Raw genomic sequence first — 25,245 nt, forward strand, 5'->3', positions numbered from 1 at the left:
CGATGGTATCGGCCCATGCCGACCCAAGCGAGGAATGCCTACTACATGAAGACTTCGATCGTTGAAAGCCGGCAATCCTGGTTTATGCGCAATCGCATGACGGTGCTGACGGTCGTCATCGTCGCAGCCTATGGCCTCTTCATCCAATGGTTCTGGGGTTGGCCTGTTATCATCAGGCAGTGGGCCGATGTCGGCGCAGGTCCGGTGATCGGCGCGCTCGTGCTATTGACGAGCACCTATTTCCTGCGCACCTGGCGCATCTATGATTATTTTCCGAACGAAACGGCCGGCCGGTTCGCGGTCCTCTTCCGCGTCACGCAGATCCACAACCTGCTGAACATCATGCTGCCCTTCCGCACCGGCGAGACCAGCTTTCCGCTGCTGATGCGCACTGAATTCGGCATTCCGCTGACGCGCGGAACCTCGGCGCTGTTCGTCATGCGGCTGCTCGACCTGCATGCCCTCCTGGCCGCTGCCGGCATCGGTTTTGCCGTTGCATCAGCCGATCCGGCTGTGGCCTGGTCGCTCTGGACAGCCTTCCTGCTGTTGCCGGTCGCAGCCTTCGCCGCCCGCAAGCCGCTGCTGCGCCTTGCCGCCAGGCTGCTACCGAAGAAAGCGCAGAAATTCGTCGCCGAGATCGAAAACGGCCTGCCGCTCGACGCCATCGCCTTTGCGCGCGCCTGGGCGATGACCATCGTCAACTGGCTGGTGAAGGTGATGGTGCTGGCATGGGCGCTCGGCCTGATGGGCGTGCTGCCAATGGCGGCGAGCTTCGGCGGCGCGCTCGGCGGTGAACTCTCCTCGGTGTTGCCGATGCATGCGCCCGGCGGCGTCGGCACCTATCCGGCCGGCATCACCGCCGGCGCCATCGCCTTGGGAGCATCGAGCGAGCGGCTGGCCCTTGCCGCGCTGGCACAGGCGAGCGTCAATGCCCATCTGCTGATCATCGTCTCGGCGCTGACCGGCACCGCGATCTCACTGCCGCTCGGACGTCGCGGCAAGCTCTGAAATCCGTTTTCGCAGAAACGCCTGCTCCGGCTCCTGCCGGCAGAGCGACAGCGCCGTTTCATAGGCCGCGATCGCCTCTTGCCTCCGGCCGAGACGGCGAAGGAAATCGGCACGTGCCGAATGGGCGAGGTGATAGGCCTGCAGCTCCCGGCGTGCCAGAATGGCATCGACCAGTTCCAGCCCCTTGGCCGGCCCTTCCGCCATCGCGATCGCCACGGCGCGGTTGAGCTCGACGATCGAGGAGGGCTGCGCCGCCAGAAGCAGATCGTAATAGAAGGCAATCCGTCGCCAGTCGGTCTCTTCCGCAGCCGGCGCCTTGGCATGCTCGGCGGCGATCGCCGCCTGCAGCGTATAGGTGCCGACCTCTCCCGTCCGCATTGCTTCTGTGAGCAGCGCCAGGCCTTCCGCAATCTTCGCACGGTCCCAGAGCGAGCGGTCCTGATCGGCAAGCAGCACCAGCGATCCCTGCTCGCCGCGGCGGGCGGTGCGACGGGAATCCTGCAGCAGCATCAGCGCCAGCAGGCCGGAGACGTCGGGATGCGGCAGCAGCGCCAGAAGCAGCCGCGCCAGACGTATCGCCTCTGCGGTCAAGTCGGCCCGGACCACGTCTTCACCCGAAGAGGCGGAATAGCCCTCGTTGAAGACCAGGTAGATGACGTGCAGCACCTGGTCGAGCCGCGGCGGCAGCGCCTCGTGGCCCGGAACCTCGTAGGGGATCTTCGCAGCCCGGATCCTGCTCTTGGCGCGCACGATCCGCTGGGCTACCGTCGGCGCCGGCGTGAGGAAGGCGTGGGCGATTTCTTCGGTGGTTAGCCCGCAGATTTCTCTGAGTGCCATCGCCATCTGCGCATCGGCCGGGATGGCCGGATGGCAGCAGGTGAAGATCAGCCGCAGCATGTCGTCCTCGATCGGTTCCATGTCGCCGATGTAAGTTGCGTCGGGCGAGTAGAGGCTGTCCTCGATGTGATGCTGTGAAGCATCGAAACGCGCCCGCCGCCGAATCGTGTCGATCGCCTTGAAGCGCCCCGTGGAAACGAGCCAGGCGAAGGGGTTGCCGGGAATGCCGTCCGTTGGCCATGTCCGGGCAGCTGCGGCGAAGGCGTCGTGAAGCGCTTCCTCCGCCCGGTCGAAATCGCCGAGCAGGCGGATCAGCGTCGCCAGCACCCGGCGCGATTGCGTTCGGTAGATCTCCTCGATGACGCGTTCCAAAAGGGCACCTCAGTCCGGCAGGGTCAGCATTCGCACGGGCCTCAGTTCGACGGCGCCGTAACGTGCCGAAGGGATCCGACCGGCAATTTCCCTAGCCTTCACCATATCGGGTGCCTCGATGACATAGAAGCCGGCCAAATGCTCCTTCGTCTCGACATAGGGGCCGTCGGTGGCCGACAGCGTGTTGTTCCGAACGCGCAGCACGGTCGCCGTCTCAGGCATCTCCAACGCATCGGCATGGATCATGATGCCGTCGCGGCGCAGCTCCTCGTCGAAGGCGAAATGCGCTTTGACGAGTTCATCGGTCTCTTCCGATGTCAGCGTGCCGTCGGTGTCGGCGCAATTGTAGATCAGGCAGATGTAACGCATGGCTCAGCATTCCTCCTTGATCGAATAGGCTGGCCGCACTTCGATGGAGCCGTATCGCGCTACGGGAAAAGTGGCGGCGATATCAGTTGCCTCTTCCATGTCTTTCGCCTCGATCAGCACGAAGCCGCCGAGATGCTCCTTGATTTCGGCGAAGGGGCCGTCGGTCGTCGTCACCGCATCGTTGCGGACCCTGACCGTCATTGCCGTCGAAGGTTCGCGTAGCGCCAACGCCACCAGCAGGTGGCCGCTGTCGCGTAGCCTGTCGTCGTTGATGATCGAATCCCGTGTCAGCTTTTCGCCGTCCTCGGCTGAAATGGCACTGATCTTTGCGGTTTCGAACCAGACCTGGCAGAGATATTTCATCGCCGTCTCCTCACGCGTCTTTGCCGAAGGAATGAATGGGTCGCACCTCGATCGCGCCGAGCCTGGCGAGCGGGATGCCGGCGGCAATGCGGATCGCTTCGTTGAGATCCTTGGCCTCGATCAGGATGAAGCCGCCGAGCGCCTCCTTCGTCTCGGCGTAGGGACCGTCCGTCACCGACATCTCGCCGTTGCGCACTCGGACAGTCACAGCCGATTTCGGCGACTGCAGTGCCTGGGCGACGATCATATGGCCGCTTTCGACGAGGTCCTTGTCATAGTTCAAGGAATTGGTGTCGAGTTCGGCCTTCTCTTCTTTCGTCATGGCGTCGAGTACCCCGCCATCGAACCAGACCTGACAGAGATATTTCATCGCGGACAGCCTCCTTGTGAGCGTTTCAATAACCCTGGACGACCGAGCTCCACGCATTTCGACAGCGGCGGCAAAAATCTTTGTGCCGGCCGGCTGTCGAAATCGCAAGGCAGCACTCGACAAGGCTTCATCGAAACTTGTCGAGGAGACCTGTAATGAGCATTCTTGAAATTGCGTTGGCAAGCCACATCTGGGCACGCCGCCGTGAGAAGCGTCCGCTGGGGCTCGACGATGCCGATGCGCTGAAGGTTCTTCTGCGCATCGCTTTCGTCTTCGTGGCATTCACCCTGCTGATATCAGGGCTGAACCTCGCCGCCGGCAGGCCGCAGATGCTGGCAGACGGTTCGTCGCCTGTCGTGACGGGCAGATGAGGAAACGGCCTATTGGAAGGCCGTTTCGAAGAAGCTGCGCAGCTTGCGTGAATGCAGCGCTTCCTTTGGCATGGCGGCAAGCTTCTGGACGGCGCGGATGCCGATCTGCAGATGCTGGTTGACCTGCGTGCGGTAGAAGGCCGTTGCCATGCCCGGCAGTTTCAATTCGCCATGCAGCGGCTTGTCGGAGACGCAGAGCAGCGTGCCATAGGGCACGCGGAAGCGGAAGCCGTTGGCGGCGATCGTTGCCGATTCCATGTCGAGTGCGATTGCGCGCGCCTGGGAGAGCCGCTTCACCGGCCCGCGCTGGTCGCGCAGTTCCCAGTTGCGGTTGTCGATCGTGCCGACGGTACCGGTGCGCATGATGCGCTTCAGCTCGAAACCCTCATAGCCGGTGATTTCAGCAACGGCGGCTTCGAGCGCCACCTGCACCTCGGCCAGCGCCGGGATCGGTACCCAGACCGGCAGGTCGTCGTCGAGAACATGGTCCTCGCGCATATAGGCATGGGCCAGAACATAGTCGCCGAGCCGCTGGCTGTTGCGCAGACCGGCGCAGTGGCCGAGCATCAGCCAAGCATGCGGACGCAACACTGCGACGTGGTCGGTGATTGTCTTGGCGTTGGACGGGCCGACGCCGATATTGATCATGGTGATCCCGGCATGGCCCTTCTTCTTTAGATGGTAGGCTGGCATTTGCGGCAGGCGGGTGAGGGCGGCATCCGTTTCCGGTGCCTTCGAGCCGGGCAGGGTGACGACATTGCCGGGCTCGACGAAAGCAGTATAGCCGTCGCCGTCCTCCGCCATCATCTTGCGCGCCCAGCTGCAGAATTCGTCGATATAGAACTGATAGTTCGTGAACAGCACGAAATTCTGGAAATGCTCGGCATGCGTCGCCGTATAATGCGACAATCGGGCGAGCGAGTAGTCGATGCGTTGCGCGGTGAACGGCGCGAGCGGCGAGGGCTCTCCCGGCGGCGGGATATATTCGCCATTGGCGATCTCGTCGTCGGTGGTGTTGAGGTCGGGCGTGTCGAAGATATCGCGCATCGGAATGTCGACGAATGCGGTCGTCGATGCTTCCACATGCGCACCCTCGCCGAAGGCGAAGTGCAAGGGGATCGGCGTCGTCGATTCCGAGACGATGACAGGAACATTGTGGCTCTTCATCAAGAGCGCCAGCTGCTCCTTCAGGTAATGCTTGAAGAGCTTCGGCCGGGTGACTGTCGTCGTATAGATGCCGGGTGCCGTGACATGGCCATAGGAAAGCCGCGAATCGACATGGCCGAAGCTTGTTGTCTCGATGCTGACCTGCGGATAAAAAGCGCGGTAGCGCGAGGAGATCGGAGCGCCCTGCGCAAGTTCGGCGAAGCTCTTGATCAGGAACGCCGTATTGCGCTCGTAAAGCGCCATCAGCGTCTCGACCGCCTTGGCGGGATCATCGAAACTCTCAGGCTGGAAAGGTGGTGGAGAGGATATTTCGAGGGGCGACAAAGGGGAGATTCGTTTGTTCATGACGCATTATAGAGAGTTGTTTTTGACAAGCAAACGACGCGCGCCGGCGGATTCCGTTTTTTTATCCTTTTCCGTGTCGGATTCCAGTCATCGCACCGTAGGCGCGCAGAAGGTGCCGTTTCTCTCCAGGCAGGTATAGCTCGCCCCGAAATGCGACTGCGCCCCGCCGCCACCCTGGTGCACCACGACCGCCGAAAACGTGATAGCGAAGATCGCCGCAAACAGCGTGATGATGCTAAAGCGTCTTGCCAGAATATAGATGTTCATCCCCTTGTCCCCGATACGCAACTCTATCGTGACAATAGTTTTGGCATGCGATGGCTGAACGAGTGCTGAGATGCCGGTTCATCAGCCGTTCAGCTTGCCGGGCAGGCTCGGCTAGGTTGCGGGGAGGATTTGAAGGGGTCGCTGGGCGAATTCGACGCCATTCGACTTCGCCGGCTGGCGTAGCGGAGGAGACGCAAAAGGCTTCGAGGCATGCCGGCGCGCCGGCATGCCTCAGCGTTTGGATGATCGTTGCGCCTTCTTATGGCCTCAGAGCCGCGTCCAGGTCTGCGACTTGCAAAGGATCTTCATCACGCAGCCCTGCATCCTCAGCGAATTGCCGGAAACCTTGCCCGCGCCGCTATAGGTCTTTTCGGCGGCCGGGTCGGTGATCTCGCCGGCATAGCTGCCGCCGGTTCCCGCCAGTGTGCCGATCTTCCGGCCGGCATATTTACCGGTCTTCAGTGTCACGCAGTAACTGCCGCCGCAGGATGCGATCACCGCCGTATCACCGGCGGCCGTCTTCCAGTTGCCGACGATCGGCTCCTCGGCATGCGCTATACCCGCGATCATTGCGATGGCGCCGGCGAGAACGAAGCTGCGGATCATCTTTTCCTCCATGATGTCCTAGATCGGTCGCGAAAATAACTGACGCGAACGTAAAGGTAAATAAGCCCGATTGCTATCTTGCTGATCGGATGAAAAACAGGAGAAAAAAGCCATGCGGCGAGCTTGTAAAGATATCGCCTGCTGATTTCATGATGAACGATCTCTTTATTTTCAAATCTGAATCTTTCGTAAAATTCGAGCGAAAATCCTTAATTCGCAAGGAATCTGATGTTTAACAAAAACCCAAATTTACCAAGCATTTGCACTTTGTTTGTCGCAAATTAATCATGCATTTTAGGCGTTTTTTGAAAGCCGTTTGGCATAGTGAACCCATCAAACGAGCGGGGCAAACCCGCCGGACCGCAAGGGCCACAAGCCGCGATAGACGGCAAGGCCCAGAGGTAAAACAGGGTAAGTCATAAACAGGCTAACAGGGATAAAACCGATGGCACGCTTTGAAATGCACAATGCTGAAACGGCCACCATGGGTGGCGACAATAGCGCCGATGTCTTCTGCGAAATGGGTCTGATGTATGCGACCGGCCGCGGCTGCGAAGTCGATCTCGTCTCAGCCCACAAATGGCTGAACATCGCCGCAATCAAGGGCAACGATCGCGCCGCCGAGCTTCGTGCCGACGTGGCCGCCGCCATGGACAAGATGCAGCTCGCAGCAGCGCTGCGCGCCGCCCGCGAGTGGATGACGGTTCACTAAGGAATTCGACAAGAGCAGCAATAACAACCTCGGAAAGAGGGAGCTGGCGGGGCGCTTTGGACGGGGCCGACGCCGGGAGAACGGAACCGCGACCGGATCCTCCACCGGCCGCGGTTTTTCCGTTTTATCGGCCGATCTCTTTCAGGACCTGCGGCAGCGTCTCTTCGAGCAACGCCATATCCGCTTCCGGCCCGACGCTGACGCGAATGCATCGATTGAGCGGCGCCACGCCAGGCATGCGGATGAAAACCCCGTGCTCCATCAGCCCGTCGACGATCGCCCTGGCATAAGCGCCGTCGCGGCCGGTGTCGATCGCCACGAAATTCGTGGCCGAGGGCAGGGGCTCAAGACCGTTCGCCCGGGCGATACCGCCGATCCGCTCCCGCGCCGCATGGATTTTCCCGACCACCTCGACGAGATAGGCCTGGTCCTTGAGGGCGGCGAGCGCTGCGGCCGTTGCCAGCCGGTTCATGCCGAAATGATTGCGGATCTTGTCGAAGGCCTGCGCCGTGCCTGCTGTCGAGATCACGTAGCCGGTGCGTGAGCCGGCAAGTCCGTAGGCCTTGGAGAAGGTGCGGGTGCGAACGACGTTCGGCAGCTCGATCAGCGAGGAGATCGACGGCAGTGAACCTGCCGGCCCCGTTTCGCTATAGGCCTCGTCGAGCACCATCAGTGTCGTCTCGGGCAGCGAACGGGCGAAAGCTACGATACTGTCGGCATCCCACCAACTGCCCATCGGATTATCAGGATTGGCGAAATAGACGAGGGGCGCATTCTCGCGCTTGACGGCATCGAGCAGGCCGTCGAGATCCTCGCGGTCGTTTGCGTAGGGAACGGTCACCAGCCGACCGCCGAAACCGGCGACATGGAAATTGAAGGTCGGATAGGCGCCGAGCGAGGTGATGACGGGCGCGCCCGGCTCGATCACCAGCCGGACGATCTGACCGAGCAATTCGTCGATGCCGCTGCCGATGGCGATATTGGCGGACGAGATACAGAGATGGGCTGCAAGCGCTTCCCGGAGCGCGAAGTTCTCCGGATCGTTGTATTTCCAGATATTGCCGGCTTCCTCGCGCATCGCTGCAAACACGGAGGCAGCTGGGCCGAAGCCGTTCTCATTGGCGCCGATGCGCGCCGAAACGGCAAGCCCGCGCTGGCGCTCGATCGCCTCCGGGCCGACGAAAGGGACTGTGGAAGGCAGGGCGCTGGCAAGAGGTGTGAAGCGCGAAAAGGCGGACATGCGACGGCAGTTTCCCGGACATATTGACAATTGGCGCAACAATAGGCCCGGGTACGGCCAACGCAAGCAAGATTATTTCCGCAGCTGCGGCCTGTTCAGGCGCGGAAGATCGGCGCACGCCGGGCGGCAATTGCTTCCATGTTGCCGACGAGGAAATCGGTGCGGACGACGCGGCGCAGAACCTCGGGGTCCATGATGTTGATGAACCGCACCCCGATGCGTTCCTTATGGCGATAGACCTCGGCGCAGCCGATGCGATAGGCGAGGCCAAGAATGTTGAGATAATAGTGCTTTGGCAGGCCGGCCGTGGTCGAGACGACGAAGGTGGCGCCACCCTGGGAGATATCGATGATCTCGGCGCTTCGCATGGAGACGCCTGTGAGGCACGGCCGGACGGCGACGATGCGGGCTGGCCGTTTGACGCTGAATTCTTCCCAGCGCAGGTCGTAGACGGCGGACTTGACCGTGGCAAGGTGTGTAGCGCGGAGCATAGTCATTCACATTCTCCGTCAGTCAGGACGCATTGGGGGTTTATCTCAATCAAGCTGACCTTGATCTCATTCAGGCTGGCTTGATCGAGCAACTGGTCTTGATCCCAACCAAGGTCACATGAATGTTTTGCACATTCGTCAAACATAAAATTCCAATTTTAACGATTTCAAACTTTGTTCCCAAGCGGGACGCCTTCATGTTCATTATCGGGACGCGGTTTCCATTCCGAGCCTCCCGTTTCAGCCAAAAAATCTGACGGTAAGATATCCGCCGGCGGCGGTCAGCGCCGTTAGAGCCGTGCCCCAGGCCATGTCGACCAGGCTCATGACGACTGGCCAGTTGCGAAGCGTGGCAAGATTGGTGACGTCATAGGTGCCATAGGCCGCTAGTCCCAGAATGGCACCGTGGAGAAATGCGGTGGCGATCGAGCCTGCCGACAGCGCCGGCAGCACTGCAAGCACAACCACTGCGGCGGCGAAGAACAGGTAGAACAGTGCGCCGACCGCAAGATTGGGCGAGGGCAGCATCAGCGTCCCCAGTTGGTCGCGGTAGAAGTTGCGGGCGATGAGGCCGAGCCATATCCCGTCGCAGATGAGAAGGGTGAGAAAGGCGCCAGCATAGGCGAGCAGTGATGTCTTCATTGTCAATCTCCCGACCTTGGCCTTTCTACGCAGCAAGGACCGGCCGGATCGCCGCCCCGTTCGATTTCGGCGCAATTTTCCCGAACTCTTTCAATGGCCGAGCGTTGTGCCTTGATCGATGAAGCACGGCGCGCTTCGAATGACGACAGCGAGGAGTTGAAGATGACTGATGTCAAAATCCCTTGGGAATCATGGGTCGTGGTCTGCGACGGAGCCAAGGCTCTGATCATGCAGAATGCCGGCGATGCCCAACTGGTGAACCTGAAGGTGCTGGAAACCCTGACGCAGCCGAGCGCGCCGGATCGCGAGATTGGCGCCGATAAGCCAGGCCGAACCCATGCTGCAGACGGACTGAGCGGCAGCGCTGTCGAGGAGACCAGTTGGCAGGATCAGGCCGAAGCCGAATTTCTGAAACAGGTGGCGGGAAAGCTCGACGACTTGGTGCAGGAAAAGAAGGCCCGTCGCATCATCCTCGTTGCACCGCCGAAGGCGCTTGGCACGCTGCGGCCGGCACTCCGCGCCGATACGCAGGCGGTGATCACCGCTGAGGTGGCGAAAGACTATACCAATATGCCGGTCGACGAGATCGAGCGGCATCTCGCCGCCTGAGCCATTAGAGCAATTCCAGGAAAAGTATGAAGCGGTTTTCCGTCCGGATTTGCGTAGAAACAAAAGGATAGAGCGGTTACCGCTCTAGCGAGGAAACGCGGGTCGGGAGGGCCCGCGTTTTCGTGTTATATCGAGGGTCTCTGCCCAGCAAACAGCTCTTCATGATCGGCAAAGAGCGCCGCCAGACGGTCGATGACGATCCTGACCTCCGGCCGTTGCCGTTCGTCGTCATGCGCAACGATCCACATCTCGTAGGTCAGTTCGTCGATCGCTGGCCCGGCGCGGACGAGCCTGCGCTCCTGATCGCCGATGAAACAGGGAAGCACGCCGCGGCCGGCACCGCCGCGGATGAGGTAGAAGAGCATATGTGGCGTGTTCGTCCAGCTGGTGATCCAATAATCCGGCTGCTCGAAAGTCCATTTGTCGGCCGGGGTGACGGCGGTATCGGTGCCGAGCGAGATCCAGTTGCAATTCGTCTCGTCATAACCGGCCGCCTGATAGGCCGCATGCGCCACCTGGACCGAACGGCGGATGGCGACGTTGCCGCTCTCCGGCCGGCTATGGCCAATGGCGATATGCGCCTCGCGGTAAGTGAAATCGACGCCCGTGTCGCAGGTCTTGTAGCACATGCGGAAGCTATCCTTCGGCGTCCAGACGCTGGCCAGATGGTCGGCGATGAAGCGCGAGGTCCAGCTGTCGGCGGCCGTCGAGACGATCGGCAGCGTCAGCACCTCGCCGCGCCAGTCGGAGATCGCACGCGCCGCATCCTGCATCAGCCGGACGCGATCGAGCAACGCCTGCCCGTCCTTGGCCAGCAGATAGCCGGTAGGGCCGCGGCTGAACAGCGATCGGCCCGTCACCCGTTCGAGCGCCAGCATGCGCCGGCCGATCGTCGGCGCGCTGAGCCCGGTGCGGGCCGCCGCCGCCGAAAGCCCGCCGCCTGTCGCAACATGGAAGAAAAGTTGCAGGTCGTCCCAGCTCGCATCTTTCATGGATGAAAACCCCCTTTCTCCGGCGCCTCTACATCGGAAGGGCGCGAAGGCTTAGCTCAAGTGCTCCAGCAAATAGATGGAGGATGAAGCTATGGATCTCAACTGGGTTGTTCTCTTCAGGGAAATCGAAATCCGCAATCGGCGGATCCGCCGCGGTCCCTTGACCGATCCGCTTGCCGACCCGCTTGATCGTCCGGAATGGCGCGGATTTCTCTGGGCGGTTCCGATCATCGCACGTCTCGCCGCAAGACGAAGCGGCGAAACAAAGGAGACGCGCCGCGGTGGTTCGCGGATGGGCAAAAGCCTCAGGTTTCGAAGTTCAATCGCAACACGTGGTGCAGGAATTCAGGATTGATCAGCATGTTGAAGCTGATCGTCACCAATTCGCCTTCGCGTTTGACCACGGTCGCGCCGATCTCGTCATGGATGCCGAGGATTTCGAGGAAGAAATGGCTCGGTATTTCCAGGTTCGGGCTGACTTCGAGCAATGCGCCGGCAAGCGTGATCGTGCGGATCAGGCAGCGCACCTGCGTTCCGGTGCTGAGGTGATGGCCGACGAAGATGATGTTGCCGGGCCTGTCGAGATTGAATTCCCTGTAAGCACGTTCCGGCTTAGGGTGTTCTGTGTCGAGGTGCATCTGAAAGGCCCTTTTAGCCTCCGCTTGTTATACGACAAGATATTAGCGGAAGAATGCTGACACTTGCTGAAGAACATTGGTAAAATTGAATGCTTCTGGGAAACCTGCGGGAAAATCGCACCGATTTCGTGCAGATTTGCCCCAAAGTTGCGCATTCCCCAGCGCATCGGTGCCGTTCTTGACATGTCGGCGGCGTTCGCGCATACAAAGCCTGGTTCGAGGCACCGGCCGCTCGCGGATGAAATCCATGGTGAAGCCCTCGCGATTATGGTCACGGCCCTTTGTGCATGCTGACTGGCGGCAATGCGAGCTCCCATCCGCAGTCGAAGAGCATGCCTTGCGAAGGCTCACGCCATGACGACGACCTATCCTGCCATTGACGAATTGAAGGCTCAGGCCAAGCGCCTGCGCCAGGCGATGAATGATCGCGGCACCCCGCTCACCCACAGTGCGGCCCTGGAAATGATTGCCCGCCAGCATGGCGCGCGCGATTGGAACACCCTCGCAGCCCTGGCGGCAAAACCCAATGCCGCTCCGAAGACGCCGCTCTTCGTCGGCGCGCATATTCGCGGCCGTTATCTCAATCAGCCCTTCACCGGCGAAGTTCTGGCGCTTTCGGCCCTGCCGGGCGGCGATCTGCACAGGATCACCATCCATTTCGACGAGCCGGTGGATGTCGTCACCTTCGAGAGCTTTTCGGCCTTTCGCCAGCGTGTGAACGCGCAGATCGATGCCGACGGTATCTCGCCGAGGAAGACCTCGAACGGCGTGCCGCATCTGGTGATCGATCTCTAGATTGTTTTTGTCCTTTTGAGGCCGTCCGGATCCGCATGACTTCTAAGCCGGATCGGACCCTGCCTCATATCGCACGGATTTCTCCATGACCGATCTTTCCCAAGGCAATGCTTTTCTTACCGGCTGGCTGCCGGGCGTCTTCATCAAAACGGCGGCACCGATCGTCGCGATCACCACCGTCAGCGGCCTGTTCACCGTCGTCGACGCCTATTTCCTCGGCGCCTATATCGGCCCGGACGCGCTCTCTGCCGTCAGCCTGATTTTCCCCGGGCTGATGCTGCTGGTCGCCCTGCAATCGCTGGTCTCGAACGGCATGGCGAGTATCCTCGCCCGCCGGCTGGGTGCCGGCAATCGCGATGGGGCATCTCGGGTGTTTGCCGGCGCGCATGCGCTGGCGCTCGCCGTCACCCTCATCCTCAATCTGGTCTACTGGAGCGTGGGCCGACAGATCATCGGTACCGGTGCTGCCGGCAATGCCACTGTTGCCCAGGGCGCGATGCTGTTCATGGGCGCGATGATCGCTTTTGCGCCGATCAGTTTCTTCCTATCGCTGCATCTCGACGCATTGCGCTGCGAAGGCAAGATCGGCTTCATGACGCTGGTGACGCTGTCGGCCTCGCTGCTCAATATCCTCGCCAATTGGCTGTTCATGGCTGTGATGCATTGGGGCGTGCTCGGTTCGGCGGTCGGCTCCATCGCGTCGCAATTCGTCTGCCTCGCAGCGGTGCTCGCCTATCGCTGGCGCCGGCTGGCGGCACTAAGACCTTTCCCGGGGTTGGCTCTCGCCGAATGGCGTGGCATCGTCGCCTTCGGCGCGCCGATGAGCCTCGGTTTCATCGGCATATCGCTGGCCTCGGCCGCCATTCTGATCAACGTCTCGCTCTGGAGCGCCCATGACTATGTCGCGACGGTGGCCGCCTACGGCATCATCACCCGGATCATGACCTTCACCTATCTGCCGCTGCTCGGACTTAGCATCGCGCTGCAGACGATTGCCGGTAACAATCACGGTGCCGGCCTCGGGCTGCGCGTCGGCCGCAGCCTGCAGATCGCCATGCTCGCAGCACTCGTCTATTGCACCCTGGTGGAGATCACCGTCGAATTGCTGGCTAGCCGCCTCGGTGCGGTCTTCGTCACCGATCCCGCGATCATCGCCGAGGTCAGGCGAATTCTGCCCTGGACGATTGGCGCCTATTTTCTCTTCGGGCAGATGCTGATCCTGTCGTCCTATTTCCAGTCGATCGGCGATGCGCCGCGCGCGGCGATCTTCGGTCTATCGCGGCCCTATCTGCTCACCCTGCCGCTCACCTTCCTGCTGCCCTTCGTCTTCGGCGAACAGGGAATCTGGATGGTGCCGGTCTTTGCCGAGGCAGGCATGTTCATCCTTGCTTTCCTGGTGCTGTCGCAGAACGCGAAACGCCGCGGCTGGCGCTACGGGCTTCTGCCCGTCTAGGGCAATTCCAACAAAAGTGCGCAGCGGTTTTGTGTCCGGAATTGCGCAAAAGCCGCGCTCCGTAGCGCGGCTTTTGCCGATTGTCGGCTATTCCTTGCCATTCGAAGCGGCCGATGTCGCAGCTTCCGCCTCATTCAACGCCTCGGCGCATTCCTGGCAGCAGACTTCGACAGTCTTGCCGCCGAGCTTGACGGTGATGGTCTCCGTGCCGAGTTCGCAGTCGCAGGCAGCGCATGTGGTCTTCTTCATCTGGTGATCCTCCTGTTGGTCGTCCCCGGATCGGGACAGGCTCATAAGATCATCGAAGACCGCATTGCCGCTGTCGAAATCTTTAGCGATCGACCCCGCATAATTCCTTAAATCGGGATCGATTTAAGGAATTATGCGGGGATTCAAAGTGCTACAGCGTCCATTGCGCGTCTGAAAAGACGCGCGGCGCTGTAGGCTTTCACCTGCGCCGCAGCTGCGCCGAACGCTGGAATTCGGCCGGAGTCTGCCCGAAGGATTGCTTGAAGGAAGCGCTGAAATGGCTGTGGCTGGAAAAGCCGAGATCGAGACCGAGCGCGGTCAGATCCTCATACTGGCCGAGCAGATCGAGCGCCCGGGCAAGCCGCAGCCGCAACTGATAGCGGTAAAGTGGCGTCGCCTCGACCTGCTGGAAGACCTGGGTGAGATACACGGGCGAGACGCCCACTTCTGAGGCGATTTCTGAAAGAGTCCAGCGCCGCGCGAGATCGGAGGAAAGCACCAGCTTTGCCCGGTCAACGAGTTTCTGCCGGCCGGCGCTGGCGCCCGCCGCATGCGATGTGCGCTCGCCGAGCGAGCGGCGCACCAGCGTCAGCGCCAATATTTCGGCTTCCAGTGTCTCGGCGACGTTGCGGCTGAGACCATGACGCAGGAGCGCAACCAGCGCCTGCGCGCGCGGATCGATCCGCCGGCGCTGGCGGCGGAAGGAAAAGGGCGGGCCGGGCTGCGCCTGCTCCTTCGGCGTAAGCTCTTCGAGCATGGATTCGTCGATCGCCAGATCGATGCAGGCGTCGCCACCCTCGATAGGGTGGCTGATTCGATATCCCTGGCCGGCATTGAAGAACAAGACCTGATTGGCTTCAGCCACCGTATCATTGCGGCCGACATGCCGCATGAAGACGCCGCGATAGGGATAGACGAGGCTCGTCCTGTGGGCGCATTCCTCGTCGCTCTTATGACGGCACTCGCCATTGCAGACGATGTCACGAATAGTGACCATCTTCGTTTTCAGAAGCGGTGCCGTTGAGAACTGCGACATTGCATATTCCGTATCAGACTGGCCAGAACCGACAGTACTTATAACAGCACTTTAGTAACGGCTGTAGACATGAACATCGCTTTCCGTCTGCCCCCTGGAAAGGCCGATATCCTTCAGCTGTTCGTCGGAAAGCTCCATCAACGCATTCAGGTTGCGTCGTTCGTTTATTTTGCGCGCCAGCCAGCGGGCTGCCGTGATGACGGCAAGAAGCAAGCCGGGTCGGATATGACGCGAAGAGCGAATATTCCGGGCCGGTATCGTGAAATTCGAGCTGTACATGGTGATCCTCCATCCGTGTTTGGATGGAGGCAGTGAACCATCAGCGGCAGTTTCGCGCTGTCAGATTATTTAGCGATCTGAGGACGCCTTCACGCCTTCAGCAGCCACTCATGCTCGGCGGCATTGTGGAATTTCCAGATCCGCTGCGGGCCGGCCATGACGTTGAGGTAATAGAGATCATAGCCATGGCAGGCAGCGCAGGGGTGGTAGCCCTTCGGCACCAGCGTCACATCGCCGTCCTCGATCGCCATCGCTTCGTCGAGCGAGCGGTCGTCGGTGTAGACGCGCTGGAAGCCGAACCCCTGCGGCGGGTTGAGGCGATGGTAATAGGTCTCTTCCAGGAAGCTTTCGTTCGGCAGGTCGTCCTGGTCGTGCTTGTGCGGCGGATAGGAGGAGGTGTGGCCGCCTGGCGTGATCACCTCGACGACGAGCAGCGAATGCGCCGAGCTGTCGTCTTCCGGCATGATATTGTTGACATAGCGCACGTTCGTGCCCTTGCCGCGCGTCACCTGCGGATGCGTGCCGGGCGGGATTGCCTTTGCCTGATAGGTACCGCCGCCGGGCGCCGAGCAGACGGCGAGTTCCAGGTCGGTCTCCGCCGTCACCGACCACGTCGATTCCATCGGGATGTAGAGCGCATGCGGCGCACCATCGAACGGGCTCATGCGACCGCCGAGCGTGCCGAAATCCTTGGTGCCGGCAGATGCCTTGCCCTTGCCGGTTACCCAGACGAGGCAGACTTCGCGATCGCCCGTCTCTCCCGAAACGGTCTCGCCCGGCTTCATCCGATGCAGATCGAAGCCGACATAGGTCCATCCGGCATTTTCCGGAGTGACATGCGTGACACGGCCGCGCGTGCCGGACGGTTTCACCTTGAGATTTGGCATTGGTGTTTTCCTCGTAAGTTGGCGGGTGCGGCTCCCTCATCCGGCTGCCGCCACCTTTCTCCCCGAGGGGAGAAGCGACATGCCGCGCCCTTTCCGTTCCTCTTCTCCCCACCGGGGAGAAGCTGCCCGGAGGGCGGATGAGAGGGCTTCTTGCTCCAGCGGTCCGGAAAGGCGAGCCCCTTGTGGGAGGACGCCCGGACAACCAGGCTTTACGACCCCTTGGGGAAGCCTTCCGTTTCCACGGTATAGCCAGCAGCCGTCATGACGCGCATCAACTCGGCGTGACCGATCTCGGCCATTTTCTGCGGAGGGGCCTTGCGCGGATCCTGTTCGGCCTCGACGACGAACCAGCCTTCATAGCCGTGATCGGCCAGCCGCTGGACGATGGCACCGAAATCGAGCGAGCCGTCGCCCGGCACGGTGAAGGCGCCAAGTGCCACCGCATCGAGGAAGGACTGCCGGCTGCGGTCCAGCCCATCCACGACAGGCTTGCGGATATCCTTGACGTGAACATGGTTGATACGGGCGTGGTGGTTCTCGATGGCGCGCAACACGTCGCCGCCGGCAAAAGCAAGATGCCCGGCATCAAGCAGCAGCGGAATACCTTCGCCCGAGTAACGCATGAAGGCGTCGAGTTCCGGCTCGGTTTCGACGACGGCGGCCATGTGATGGTGATAGGAAAGCGGCATGCCCTGCTCGGCGCACCATTCCCCGAATTCCGTGACACGGCGCGCATAGGCCTTCATCTCGTCATCGGAGAGGCGCGGCTTGGTCGCGAGCGGCTTGGAACGGTCGCCCTGGATCGAGCGGCCGACTTCGCCATAAACGATGCAAGGCGCATTGACCGCCTTGAACAGCGAGATCATCGGCGCGATGCGGTCCTTGTTGGCGGAAAGCTCCTCATTGACCAGCGTGCCGGAGAACCAGCCGCCGCATAGCGTCACGTCGGCGGCGCGCAGGATCGGGAGCATCTCTTCCGGATTGCTAGGGAAACGGCGGCCTTGCTCCATGCCGGTGAAACCGGCGCTGCGCGATTGCCGCAGGCATTCCTCGAGGGACACATCGTCGCTAAGCTCAGGAAGATCGTCGTTCCACCACGCGATGGGCGACATGCCGAGTTTGGCCTTCATCAACATTCTCCTTAAAAGCATTGCGGAAGAGCGGCTCCGCTCTTCCGAAAAATGACGGCGATAATTAGCCGATGCGCTGGGCGGCGCGTGCTTCGACGTAGCCCTTGCGCGCTTCGTTGACCTGTTCGCGCGAGCTGACCTCAGGCACCACGACATCCCACCAGTGGCCGCCGGCCTCCGTGGTAACAAGCGGATCGGTGTCGATGACGAAGACCGAGGTCCGGTCGTTCTTCTTCGAGTCGGCGATCGCCTGCTCCAGCTCGGCGATCGAGGCGACCTTGACGGCGATGGCGCCCATGCTTTCGGCATGCGCCCGGAAATCGATCTCCGGCATCACCTCGTGATAGGAGTCCTTCAGCAGATTGTTAAAGTTGGCGCCGCCGGTTCCCATCTGCAGCCGGTTGATGCAACCATAACCGCGATTGTCGAGCACGACGATATTGAGCTTGAGGCCAAGCATGACCGAGGTGGCAAGCTCGGAATTCATCATCATGTAGGAACCGTCGCCGACCATGACGACGACATCCCGTTCAGGATGCGCCATCTTGGCGCCGAGCCCGCCGGCGATCTCGTAACCCATGCAGGAAAAGCCGTATTCCATGTGATAGCTGCCCGGCGCCGTCGCCGGCCAGAGCTTGTGCAATTCGCCGGGAAGGCCGCCCGCAGCGCAAAGCACCGTCGTATTCTCGCCGCCGAGCGTGCGAGCCACCGCGCCGATCACTTGGGCATCGGAGGGCAGGGCGGCATTGGTCGTCGCCATCGCCTTGGCAGCGGCCTCCATCCAGACCTTCTTTTCCGCGGTCGCCTTCTCGGCGAGTGCGGCCGGCGCCTTCCAGCCCGAAAGCCCTGCCGAAAGCGCCTTCAACCCTTCGCGGGCGTCACTCACCAGCGGATGGCTGTCGTGCTTCACTGCATCATAGGCGGCGATGTTGAGGCCGATCATCTTCAGGCTGTCGTTCTTGAACAGCGCCCAGGAGCCGGTGGTGAAATCCTGGCAGCGTGTGCCGACGGCAATGACAAGATCCGTCTCTTCGGCGATCGCATTGGCCGCCGACGTGCCGGTGACGCCGACCGAGCCGAGTGCCAGCGGATGGGTCTCGTTGATCGCCGACTTGCCGGCCTGGGTGACGACGACGGGAACGCCATGCGCCTCGGCAAAGGCAGCAAGCTCCTTCGTCGCCTGCGAATAAAGCACGCCGCCGCCGGCAACGATCACCGGCTTCTGCGACGCCTTGATCAGTGCGATGGCATTCGCCAGTTCGTCCGCATCCGGCTGCGGCCGGCGGGTCATCCAGACTTTTTCATCGAACAGGCTTTCCGGATAATCGTAGGCTTCTGCCTGGACGTCCTGGCAGAGCGACAATGTCACCGGGCCGCAATCGAGCGGGTCGGTCAAGACCTGCATGGCGCGCTTCAGCGCCGTGATGATCTGCTCGGGCCGGGTGATGCGGTCGAAATAGCGCGAAACCGAACGGAAGGCATCATTGGCTGAAACCGTGCCGTCGCCGAAATCTTCGATCTGCTGCAGCACCGGATCCGGCGCGCGGTTGGCGAAGACATCGCCCGGCAGGAACAGAACGGGAATACGATTGACATACGCCACGCCGGCGGCCGTCACCATGTTCAGCGCGCCGGGGCCGATCGAACTCGTGCAGGCCATGAAGCGCGTGCGGAAATTCGCCTTGGCATAGGCGATCGCGGCATGCGCCATGCCCTGTTCATTGTGGGCGCGATAGGTCGTCAATTCGCCGCGCACCTGATAGAGCGCCTCGCCGATGCCGGCGACGTTGCCGTGACCGAAGATCGCCCAGACGCCACCGAAGATCGGCACCTTTTTGCCGTCGACGATCGTCATCTGTACTTTCAGGAAATGCGCGACGGCCTGCGCCATCGTCAACCGTATCGTCTTGCCCATCGGGTCCTCCCGGACTTTTGACTCTCTATCTGTTTTCCCCTTCCCAACTCCTCTCCACAAGGGGAGGGGCTAACCTGCCGGGCTCTCTACATTCTCGCCGCAACGTCTTGTCCAAAAGGACGCTCGTTCACGGCGTGAGATAGTGCCCCAAGTTAAGTCCCTCCCACCTTATGGGGAGGAGTTGGGGAGGGGTCTCAATTCGGTTTCTACTGATGTCCGCGGGTCTTCAGCCACGCCTCCGTCAGTTGCCGGAAGCGACCGGCCATGTCGGCGATCGCCTCCTCGTCGTTCATTTCGCCCGAAAGCCAGGCGCGTGCCGGATCGGCAAAGATCGTTCGGCCGACGGCGAAACCCTTTACGGAGGGAGCCGCCAGCGTCGCCTCGAAGCAGGAGATCAGCTCGTCGGCGGGCGCCTCGAGCCCCAAGAGCACGATACCGCGGCACCATGGATCATTTTTGGCGATCACCGCATCGATCTTTTTCCAGGCTTCACGGGATGCCTGCGGCTCGAGCTTCCACCAGTCCGGCTTGATGCCGAGCGCATAGAGTTCCTCCAGCGCGGTCGCAATGGTATCGTCGGTGAGCGGCCCGTTCTTACCGGCGATGATCTCCACCAGCAGCTCGCGCCCGACTTTGCGGGCAGCCTCGAACAGCGTGCGCAGCTTCTCCTGCTGCTCCGTCTTCAATTCAGCCGGATCATCGGGATGATAGAAGCACAGGCACTTGATGCAATGAGCGAGTGGCCATTCCACCAGCTGCGAGCCGATATCCTGGCTGAATTCGAAGCGCAGTGGCTTCGAGCCCGGCAATTCCACCGGCCGGCCGATCCAGGAGAAATTCTTCGTCGCCGCATCGAAGAAGGCATCGCGGCCGAAGCGTTCGTCGATCAGCATGCCATAGCCGTCGCGGCCATTCGAAACCCGCGCCGCCGCCGCGACTGCCAGCCGCTTGAAGGCGACGATCTTTTCGTGGCCGACGCCGAGTTCATCGGCGACGCTGACGAGCTGCGAACGATGGTCGATCGCCAGTGCCATCAAAAGCGGGATTTCGCCGCGCCGGGTTGATGCCCAATGAATATGGTTCATCTCCTCGTCCTTGCGCAGCGCCCGATGTTTGCTGCCGGTCGTCAGGAAGAAGTCGAGTTCCGCCCAGGTCGGATATTCCGGCGAGCAGAGCAGTCGGGAGACCGCGAAGGCGCCGCAGGCATTGGCCCAGGTGGCGCAGGTCTTCAGAGGCTCGTCGCGCAGGAAGCCGCGCAGGAAGCCGGACATGAAGGCGTCGCCGGCGCCGAGTACGTTGAAGACTTCGATCGGGAAACCCTGGCCGATGATGCCGGCCTCAAGATCGTCGGCGATCGGCCCGTCATAGACGATGCAGCCCATGGCGCCGCGCTTGAGCACGATCGTCGCCGGCGAAAGGCGGCGGATCTCCTTCAGCGCGCCGAGCACATCGTCGGCGCCGGACGCGATCAGGATTTCCTCTTCGGTGCCGACGATGAGATCGCAATCCGGCAGCGTCTCCTTCATCTTCGAGGAGACCCGGTCGGATTTCACGTAGCGCTCGAAGCCTTCCGCATGGCCGGCAAGGCCCCAGAGATTCGGCCGGTAATCGATGTCGAAGATCACCTTGCGGCCGTTCGCCTTGGCGATGCGGATCGCTTTGCGCTGGGCGGCCTCGGTATTCGGCCGCGAGAAATGCGTGCCGGAAACGAGAACGGCGCGCGACGATCTGATGAAATTTTCGTCGATATCGCCTTCATCGAGCGCCATGTCGGCGCAGTCCGACCGATAGAAGATCATCGGCGACACGCCCTCGGCCTCGACCGCAAGCAGCACCAGCGCCGTCAGCCGCTCCTTGTCGGTGACGATGCCGTCTGTCGCCACACCTTCGCGCGCCGACTGCTCGCGGATGAAGCGTCCCATTTGTTCGTCGCCGACGCGGGTGATGAGGCCGGATTTGAGGCCGAGCCGAGCCGTGCCGATGGCGATATTGGCCGGGCAGCCGCCAACGGACTTGGCGAAGGAGCCGATATCCTCCAGCCGCGAACCGATCTGCTGGCCGTAAAGATCGACCGAGGAACGGCCGATGGTGATCACATCAAGCGCCGGCTCCGGCTGTGAACCCGGATTCGATTGTACCATGATGTCCTCCCGCTAGATTTTGCGCGGCTTCCAGTGCCTGCGAATTTTCAATAATGAAACATTGGTTCCGATATTTTGTCAATTCGGAATGTTTATTCCATTTTGCCTTTTACAGGTTTCGACTGTTGATGCTTGCGCCGGCGCTCGGCAATTGCAACCGGCAGTGCCATGGTGAGCGCCATCGAGGCCGAAAGCGAGCGGAAGCCGGCGAAATCGGCTTCCGCCACCTCGAACCAGTGCGTGGCGCAGGCGGCAAGCGGCGAGAAGGCCGAATCGGTGATCGCGATGACGGGGACGCCGCGGTCGGCAAGCTCCTGGCTCTGGTTGAGGCTGTCGGCCGCGTAGGGCGAAAAGCTCGCCGCGATCGCCGCATCCTTCGGTGTTGCGAATTGCACCATCTCAGGGTCAACGCCGTTCGGCGAGGCGACGATCTGGTGGCGGATGTTGAGCTTGGAAAAAGCGTAGGTCATGTGCGCCGTCAGCGGATAGGAGCGCCGTTTGGCGATCAGATAGATCGTCTCGGCGTTAGCAAGGATATTCACGGCTTTGGTGAAGGTATCGCTCTGCACCGTCGCCGCCAGCCGATTGACCGACTGGTTTGCCGCGGCGATGAAGCCGGAGAGCAGATTGGCGTCCTCATCGTCGCCGCTCGATTGCTCCAGCGTAACGAGGCGCTCTTCGTAGCTTAGCGTCCGGTCGCGCAATCTTTCGCGAAAGATGCTCTGCAGGTCGGAAAACCCTCCATAACCCAGATGATGCGCCAGGCGCACCAGCGTCGAGGGCTGGACGTCGGAGGCGGCCGCGATGCTCGCCGTCGTGCCGAAGGCGATCTCGTCGGGATTGCCGAGGGCGAAGGCGGCGACCTGCGCCAGCCGCTTCGGCATGTTCGCCTTGCGCTCGATGATGGTACTGCGCAGGCTTTCGAAATCGCGCGGTACGCGCGCGTGCCTCTGGGGATCGTTATCCATGCTTGCAGCTCGGGAGATGAAACAAATATTCCATATTATTGAACATAAACGATTTCAAACGGCACGGCTAATTGTTTTTAATCCCCTGTAATTGAAGGCTTTTGAACAGTTCCATTCGGGAATGGCGCAGAAATGCTTGTGAATAGGTCCCTTGTCAAAATGATCCAAATATTCCAAAAATCCGCGCGCAGCTCTGGAGGAGACGGAAATGAAGCCACTCGGCATCGGTTTGATCGGCACCGGTTATATGGGCAAGTGCCATGCGCTGGCGTGGAACGCGGTAAAGACGGTGTTCGGCGATGTCGAGCGTCCGCGTCTTGTGCATCTGGCCGAAGCCAATGCCGGACTCGCTGAGACTCGTGCCGGTGAATTCGGTTTCGAGAAGGCGACGGCCGACTGGCGGGCGCTGATCGCCGACCCCGAGGTCGACGTCGTCTCCGTCACCACGCCCAATCAGTTCCACGCCGAGATGGCGATTGCTGCCCTTGAGGCCGGCAAGCATGTCTGGTGCGAAAAGCCGATGGCGCCGGCCTATGCCGATGCCGAGCGCATGCTGGAAACGGCGAAGCGATCCGGCAAGGTTGCCGCTCTTGGCTATAATTACATTCAGAATCCCGTCATGCGGCATATCAGGACGCTGATTGGCGAGGGCGCCATCGGCACGGTCAATCATATCCGCGTCGAGATGGACGAGGATTTCATGGCCGATCCCGATGTCTTCTTTTATTGGAAGAGCGAGCTTTCCGCCGGCTACGGCGCGCTCGACGATTTCGCCGTGCACCCGCTGTCGCTGCTCTGGTATCTCTTCGGCCATGTGGAGGCCGTCATAACGGATATGGTAAAACCCTATGCCGACCGCCCGCTGAGCGAGGGTGGTCGCCGTGCCGTCGAAAACCACGATGGCGCCAACGTGCTGATGCGGCTTGGCGGCGGCATCTCAGCCGTGTTGATGGCGAATCGCGCCGCCTGGGGTCGTAAGGGCCGCATCGCCATGCAGATTTTCGGCTCGAAGGGCTCGATCGTCTACGATCAGGAGCGCATGAACGAATTCGAACTCTATCAGGCCGAGGGTCGCGGCTCCGAACAGGGTTTCCGCAAGATACTGGCGGCACCCGCTCATCGGCCTTATGATCGGTTCATTCCAGCGCCCGGCCATGGCCTCGGCTTCAACGATCTGAAGATCATCGAATGCCGCGAGCTGATCCGGGCAATTTCAGGCGGACCGTCGTCGATCGTGACATTCGAAGACGGTCTCAGGATAGAGAAGTCGGTACATGCCATGGCACAGTCCTTCCACGAGCGCCGCTGGATCGAGATCGCCTGAATGTAAGAGGCCGCTTTCCGTTGACGGCGCACGGGCTACTGCATAATCCCTGAAATCGAAATCGATTTCAGGGATTATGCAGAAACTCAAAATGCGACAGCGTCGTTCGCGCGTCTGAAAGACGCGCGGCGGTGTAGGGGATAGGCCTTGGCGTGGTTGTCGGGCGCAGCTTCAGGAGTGAGATCGTGACGGATAGACTGGTGATCATCGGCGCGGGACAGGCCGGTTTCGCATTGGCGGCCAAGCTGCGTGCGTTGAAGGATACGCGCCCGATCACCCTCATCGGCGCGGAAGACGTCGCGCCCTATCAGCGTCCGCCGCTTTCAAAGAAATACCTGCTCGGCGAAATGGCCTTCGACCGCCTACTGTTCCGTGCCGAGCATTGGTATGCGGACAATGACGTCGACCTTCGCCTGTCGACCTGGGCCGAGCAGATCAAGCCGGACAGCAAGCAGGTTCTGCTGCAGGACGGCTCCGTTCTTGATTACGGCACGCTGGCGCTGGCCACCGGCTCGACGCCGCGCCGGCTGCCGGCCGCAATCGGCGGCGATCTCGAAGGCGTCTATGTTGCCCGCGACAAGCGCGATGCAGACCTGCTTGCTGACGAGATGCGCCCCGGTCGCCGCGTCCTCATCATCGGCGGCGGTTATATCGGTCTCGAGGCGGCAGCCGTTGCCCGCCATCGCGGCCTGGAAGTCACCGTCATCGAGATGGCCGACCGCATCCTGCAGCGCGTCGCGGCGAAGGAGACCGCCGACATCATGCGCAGGATTCACGAGACCCATGACGTGGTGATCCGCGAGAAGACAGGGCTCAAGCATCTGGTCGGCAAGGATGGCCGTGTCGTTGGTGCCGCGCTTTCAGACGGATCGGTGATCGACATCGATTTCGCCGTCGTCGGCATCGGCGTCGCGCCGAACGACCAGCTCGCCAAGGAAGCCGGCCTCGAAGTCGCCAACGGCATTGTGGTCGACGAATTCGCCCGCACCTCCGATCCGGCGATCTTTGCGGCCGGTGATTGCGCCGCACTTCCCTGGGAGGGCGGCCGCATCAGGCTCGAATCGGTGCAGAACGCCGTCGACCAGGCCGAAGCAGCGGCGGCCGTCATCGCTGGCGGCAGCGAGCCTTATGCGCCGAAGCCGTGGTTCTGGTCCGACCAGTATGACGTCAAGCTGCAGATTGCCGGCTTCAATCTCGGCTATGACGAGACGCTGCTGCGCCCCGGCACCCGCGAAGGCGCCCATTCGGTCTGGTACTTCAGGGAAGGCCGGCTGATCGCCGTCGATGCGATCAACGACGCGAAAGCCTATGTGACCGGCAAAAAGCTGCTGGAATCCGGGACCAACCCCGATAAAACGATTCTCGCCGACCCTTCTGCTGACCTCAAGAGCCTGCTCGGCTGAGCTCGGCTTCTTCATCACGAGAACGAAGCGCGATCAAATTCCGCGGAACGCGGCAGGAAATGTGGACTGTTTGCGTAACCGGCCGAAATGCCAGCCGCTGCATTTCTTCTGGTGAAAACTCAAAAAACCCTTGCATTCACAGAGCGGTCGCCATAGTTAGGCCGCACCGGAGAGGTGGCCGAGTGGTCGAAGGCGCTCCCCTGCTAAGGGAGTATACGTCAAAAGCGTATCGTGGGTTCGAATCCCATCTTCTCCGCCATTCCGAT

30 protein-coding genes and 1 tRNA gene are annotated in these 25,245 nt (G+C 61.2%); 10 read left to right on the forward strand and 21 right to left on the reverse strand.

Features of this window, described 5'->3' with window-relative positions; genetic code table 11:
- Window positions 1–45 precede the first annotated feature (45 nt).
- Window positions 46–1,008: a lysylphosphatidylglycerol synthase domain-containing protein gene (locus AB8B31_RS05975; RefSeq protein ID WP_131702293.1), complete on the forward strand. Its 963-nt coding sequence runs from the start codon at window positions 46–48 to the stop codon at window positions 1,006–1,008.
- On the opposite strand, the gene AB8B31_RS05980 is transcribed toward AB8B31_RS05975, so the two are convergent.
- From AB8B31_RS05980 to AB8B31_RS05995, 4 genes are read right to left on the reverse strand one after another with little or no spacing between them, the layout of a single operon-like run.
- Window positions 976–2,217, reverse strand: coding sequence for an RNA polymerase sigma factor (locus tag AB8B31_RS05980; RefSeq protein WP_131702294.1), 1,242 nt, complete (start codon window positions 2,215–2,217; stop codon window positions 976–978). The two genes, AB8B31_RS05975 and AB8B31_RS05980, sit on opposite strands and share 33 nt — an antisense overlap.
- A 9-nt stretch (window positions 2,218–2,226) precedes the next feature.
- Entirely contained in the window at window positions 2,227–2,586 is a 360-nt protein-coding gene (locus tag AB8B31_RS05985) for a YciI family protein (RefSeq protein ID WP_018447350.1), read from the reverse strand.
- A gap of 3 nt (window positions 2,587–2,589) precedes the next feature.
- Window positions 2,590–2,949 (reverse strand): YciI family protein, encoded by a 360-nt coding sequence (locus AB8B31_RS05990; protein ID WP_018447351.1) that lies wholly within the window; start codon window positions 2,947–2,949, stop codon window positions 2,590–2,592.
- A gap of 10 nt (window positions 2,950–2,959) precedes the next feature.
- Complete coding sequence (locus AB8B31_RS05995) at window positions 2,960–3,319, reverse strand: YciI family protein (RefSeq protein ID WP_047621486.1); 360 nt, start codon at window positions 3,317–3,319, stop codon at window positions 2,960–2,962.
- Window positions 3,320–3,474: 155 nt separating this feature from the next.
- On the opposite strand from AB8B31_RS05995, the gene AB8B31_RS06000 reads away from it, so the two are divergent.
- Window positions 3,475–3,690, forward strand: coding sequence for a hypothetical protein (locus AB8B31_RS06000; RefSeq protein ID WP_245278925.1), 216 nt, complete (start codon window positions 3,475–3,477; stop codon window positions 3,688–3,690).
- 9 nt (window positions 3,691–3,699) lie between these two features.
- On the opposite strand, the gene AB8B31_RS06005 is transcribed toward AB8B31_RS06000, so the two are convergent.
- From AB8B31_RS06005 to AB8B31_RS06015, 3 genes are all read right to left on the reverse strand, one after another.
- Entirely contained in the window at window positions 3,700–5,202 is a 1,503-nt protein-coding gene (locus tag AB8B31_RS06005; protein WP_026230822.1) for an AMP nucleosidase, read from the reverse strand.
- 87 nt (window positions 5,203–5,289) lie between these two features.
- The gene (locus tag AB8B31_RS06010) at window positions 5,290–5,469 is read right to left on the reverse strand and encodes a hypothetical protein (protein WP_018241368.1); all 180 of its coding nucleotides are present in this window, start codon (window positions 5,467–5,469) and stop codon (window positions 5,290–5,292) included.
- 267 nt (window positions 5,470–5,736) lie between these two features.
- Window positions 5,737–6,075, reverse strand: coding sequence for a DUF2147 domain-containing protein (locus AB8B31_RS06015; RefSeq protein ID WP_003558027.1), 339 nt, complete (start codon window positions 6,073–6,075; stop codon window positions 5,737–5,739).
- A 445-nt stretch (window positions 6,076–6,520) separates the two neighbouring features.
- On the opposite strand from AB8B31_RS06015, the gene AB8B31_RS06020 reads away from it, so the two are divergent.
- A complete protein-coding gene (locus tag AB8B31_RS06020; RefSeq protein ID WP_018241371.1) occupies window positions 6,521–6,787 on the forward strand; it encodes an SEL1-like repeat protein in 267 nt (88 codons plus the stop codon).
- 124 nt (window positions 6,788–6,911) lie between these two features.
- On the opposite strand, the gene AB8B31_RS06025 is transcribed toward AB8B31_RS06020, so the two are convergent.
- The 3 genes from AB8B31_RS06025 to AB8B31_RS06035 all read right to left on the reverse strand — a co-directional run bounded on the left by AB8B31_RS06025 (window position 6,912) and on the right by AB8B31_RS06035 (window position 9,160).
- Entirely contained in the window at window positions 6,912–8,027 is a 1,116-nt protein-coding gene (locus tag AB8B31_RS06025) for a pyridoxal phosphate-dependent aminotransferase (protein WP_439007423.1), read from the reverse strand.
- A gap of 95 nt (window positions 8,028–8,122) precedes the next feature.
- Complete coding sequence (locus AB8B31_RS06030) at window positions 8,123–8,524, reverse strand: pilus protein PilZ (RefSeq protein ID WP_003578226.1); 402 nt, start codon at window positions 8,522–8,524, stop codon at window positions 8,123–8,125.
- Window positions 8,525–8,758: 234 nt separating this feature from the next.
- A complete protein-coding gene (locus AB8B31_RS06035; protein WP_131702296.1) occupies window positions 8,759–9,160 on the reverse strand; it encodes a DUF2177 family protein in 402 nt (133 codons plus the stop codon).
- A gap of 162 nt (window positions 9,161–9,322) precedes the next feature.
- Between AB8B31_RS06035 and AB8B31_RS06040 the strand changes: the two genes are divergently transcribed.
- A complete protein-coding gene (locus AB8B31_RS06040) occupies window positions 9,323–9,769 on the forward strand; it encodes a baeRF12 domain-containing protein (RefSeq protein WP_131702297.1) in 447 nt (148 codons plus the stop codon).
- A 125-nt stretch (window positions 9,770–9,894) separates the two neighbouring features.
- Here AB8B31_RS06040 and AB8B31_RS06045 read toward each other — a convergent pair whose 3' ends face one another.
- A complete protein-coding gene (locus tag AB8B31_RS06045; RefSeq protein ID WP_131702298.1) occupies window positions 9,895–10,761 on the reverse strand; it encodes a LysR family transcriptional regulator in 867 nt (288 codons plus the stop codon).
- A 91-nt stretch (window positions 10,762–10,852) separates the two neighbouring features.
- Here AB8B31_RS06045 and AB8B31_RS06050 point away from each other — a divergent pair, with 91 nt between their 5' ends.
- A complete protein-coding gene (locus AB8B31_RS06050; protein ID WP_131702299.1) occupies window positions 10,853–11,116 on the forward strand; it encodes a hypothetical protein in 264 nt (87 codons plus the stop codon).
- Here AB8B31_RS06050 and AB8B31_RS06055 read toward each other — a convergent pair.
- Window positions 11,067–11,399, reverse strand: a complete 333-nt coding sequence (locus tag AB8B31_RS06055) for a hypothetical protein (protein ID WP_018241377.1) — start codon at window positions 11,397–11,399, stop codon at window positions 11,067–11,069. The two genes, AB8B31_RS06050 and AB8B31_RS06055, sit on opposite strands and share 50 nt — an antisense overlap.
- 42 nt (window positions 11,400–11,441) lie before the next feature.
- Complete coding sequence (locus AB8B31_RS06060) at window positions 11,442–11,648, reverse strand: hypothetical protein (RefSeq protein WP_131702300.1); 207 nt, start codon at window positions 11,646–11,648, stop codon at window positions 11,442–11,444.
- Window positions 11,649–11,753: 105 nt separating this feature from the next.
- Between AB8B31_RS06060 and AB8B31_RS06065 the strand changes: the two genes are divergently transcribed.
- A complete protein-coding gene (locus AB8B31_RS06065) occupies window positions 11,754–12,194 on the forward strand; it encodes a glyoxalase superfamily protein (RefSeq protein ID WP_018447361.1) in 441 nt (146 codons plus the stop codon).
- Between the two features lie 85 nt (window positions 12,195–12,279).
- Window positions 12,280–13,647 (forward strand): MATE family efflux transporter, encoded by a 1,368-nt coding sequence (locus AB8B31_RS06070; protein ID WP_131702301.1) that lies wholly within the window; start codon window positions 12,280–12,282, stop codon window positions 13,645–13,647.
- Window positions 13,648–13,734: 87 nt separating this feature from the next.
- On the opposite strand, the gene AB8B31_RS06075 is transcribed toward AB8B31_RS06070, so the two are convergent.
- The 8 genes from AB8B31_RS06075 to AB8B31_RS06110 form a co-directional block, all read right to left on the reverse strand.
- Window positions 13,735–13,896: a hypothetical protein gene (locus tag AB8B31_RS06075; protein ID WP_165548340.1), complete on the reverse strand. Its 162-nt coding sequence runs from the start codon at window positions 13,894–13,896 to the stop codon at window positions 13,735–13,737.
- A 199-nt stretch (window positions 13,897–14,095) separates the two neighbouring features.
- The gene (locus AB8B31_RS06080; RefSeq protein ID WP_115157018.1) at window positions 14,096–14,932 is read right to left on the reverse strand and encodes a helix-turn-helix transcriptional regulator; all 837 of its coding nucleotides are present in this window, start codon (window positions 14,930–14,932) and stop codon (window positions 14,096–14,098) included.
- A 51-nt stretch (window positions 14,933–14,983) separates the two neighbouring features.
- A complete protein-coding gene (locus tag AB8B31_RS06085) occupies window positions 14,984–15,211 on the reverse strand; it encodes a DUF1127 domain-containing protein (protein WP_018241382.1) in 228 nt (75 codons plus the stop codon).
- Between the two features lie 89 nt (window positions 15,212–15,300).
- Complete coding sequence (gene iolB / locus AB8B31_RS06090; RefSeq protein WP_018241383.1) at window positions 15,301–16,098, reverse strand: 5-deoxy-glucuronate isomerase; 798 nt, start codon at window positions 16,096–16,098, stop codon at window positions 15,301–15,303.
- Between the two features lie 209 nt (window positions 16,099–16,307).
- On the reverse strand, window positions 16,308–17,228 hold the full coding sequence (gene iolE / locus AB8B31_RS06095; RefSeq protein ID WP_018241384.1) for a myo-inosose-2 dehydratase: 921 nt from the start codon (window positions 17,226–17,228) through the stop codon (window positions 16,308–16,310).
- A 64-nt stretch (window positions 17,229–17,292) separates the two neighbouring features.
- Window positions 17,293–19,143 (reverse strand): 3D-(3,5/4)-trihydroxycyclohexane-1,2-dione acylhydrolase (decyclizing), encoded by a 1,851-nt coding sequence (gene iolD, locus AB8B31_RS06100; RefSeq protein ID WP_439007424.1) that lies wholly within the window; start codon window positions 19,141–19,143, stop codon window positions 17,293–17,295.
- 206 nt (window positions 19,144–19,349) lie between these two features.
- Window positions 19,350–21,284, reverse strand: coding sequence for a bifunctional 5-dehydro-2-deoxygluconokinase/5-dehydro-2-deoxyphosphogluconate aldolase (locus AB8B31_RS06105; RefSeq protein WP_439007425.1), 1,935 nt, complete (start codon window positions 21,282–21,284; stop codon window positions 19,350–19,352).
- 92 nt (window positions 21,285–21,376) lie between these two features.
- Window positions 21,377–22,252, reverse strand: a complete 876-nt coding sequence (locus AB8B31_RS06110; protein ID WP_027685308.1) for a MurR/RpiR family transcriptional regulator — start codon at window positions 22,250–22,252, stop codon at window positions 21,377–21,379.
- A 208-nt stretch (window positions 22,253–22,460) separates the two neighbouring features.
- Between AB8B31_RS06110 and AB8B31_RS06115 the strand changes: the two genes are divergently transcribed.
- The 3 genes from AB8B31_RS06115 (at window position 22,461) to AB8B31_RS06125 (ending at window position 25,238) form a co-directional block, all read left to right on the forward strand.
- Window positions 22,461–23,576, forward strand: a complete 1,116-nt coding sequence (locus AB8B31_RS06115; RefSeq protein WP_018241388.1) for a Gfo/Idh/MocA family protein — start codon at window positions 22,461–22,463, stop codon at window positions 23,574–23,576.
- A 185-nt stretch (window positions 23,577–23,761) separates the two neighbouring features.
- On the forward strand, window positions 23,762–24,979 hold the full coding sequence (locus AB8B31_RS06120) for an NAD(P)/FAD-dependent oxidoreductase (protein WP_026188336.1): 1,218 nt from the start codon (window positions 23,762–23,764) through the stop codon (window positions 24,977–24,979).
- A 168-nt stretch (window positions 24,980–25,147) separates the two neighbouring features.
- Window positions 25,148–25,238, forward strand: a tRNA-Ser gene (locus AB8B31_RS06125).
- Window positions 25,239–25,245: the final 7 nt, after the last annotated feature.

Source organism: Rhizobium sp. 62_C5_N11_2, from assembly GCF_051811185.1.
GTDB classification, from domain to species: Bacteria; Pseudomonadota; Alphaproteobacteria; order Rhizobiales; family Rhizobiaceae; genus Rhizobium; species Rhizobium leguminosarum.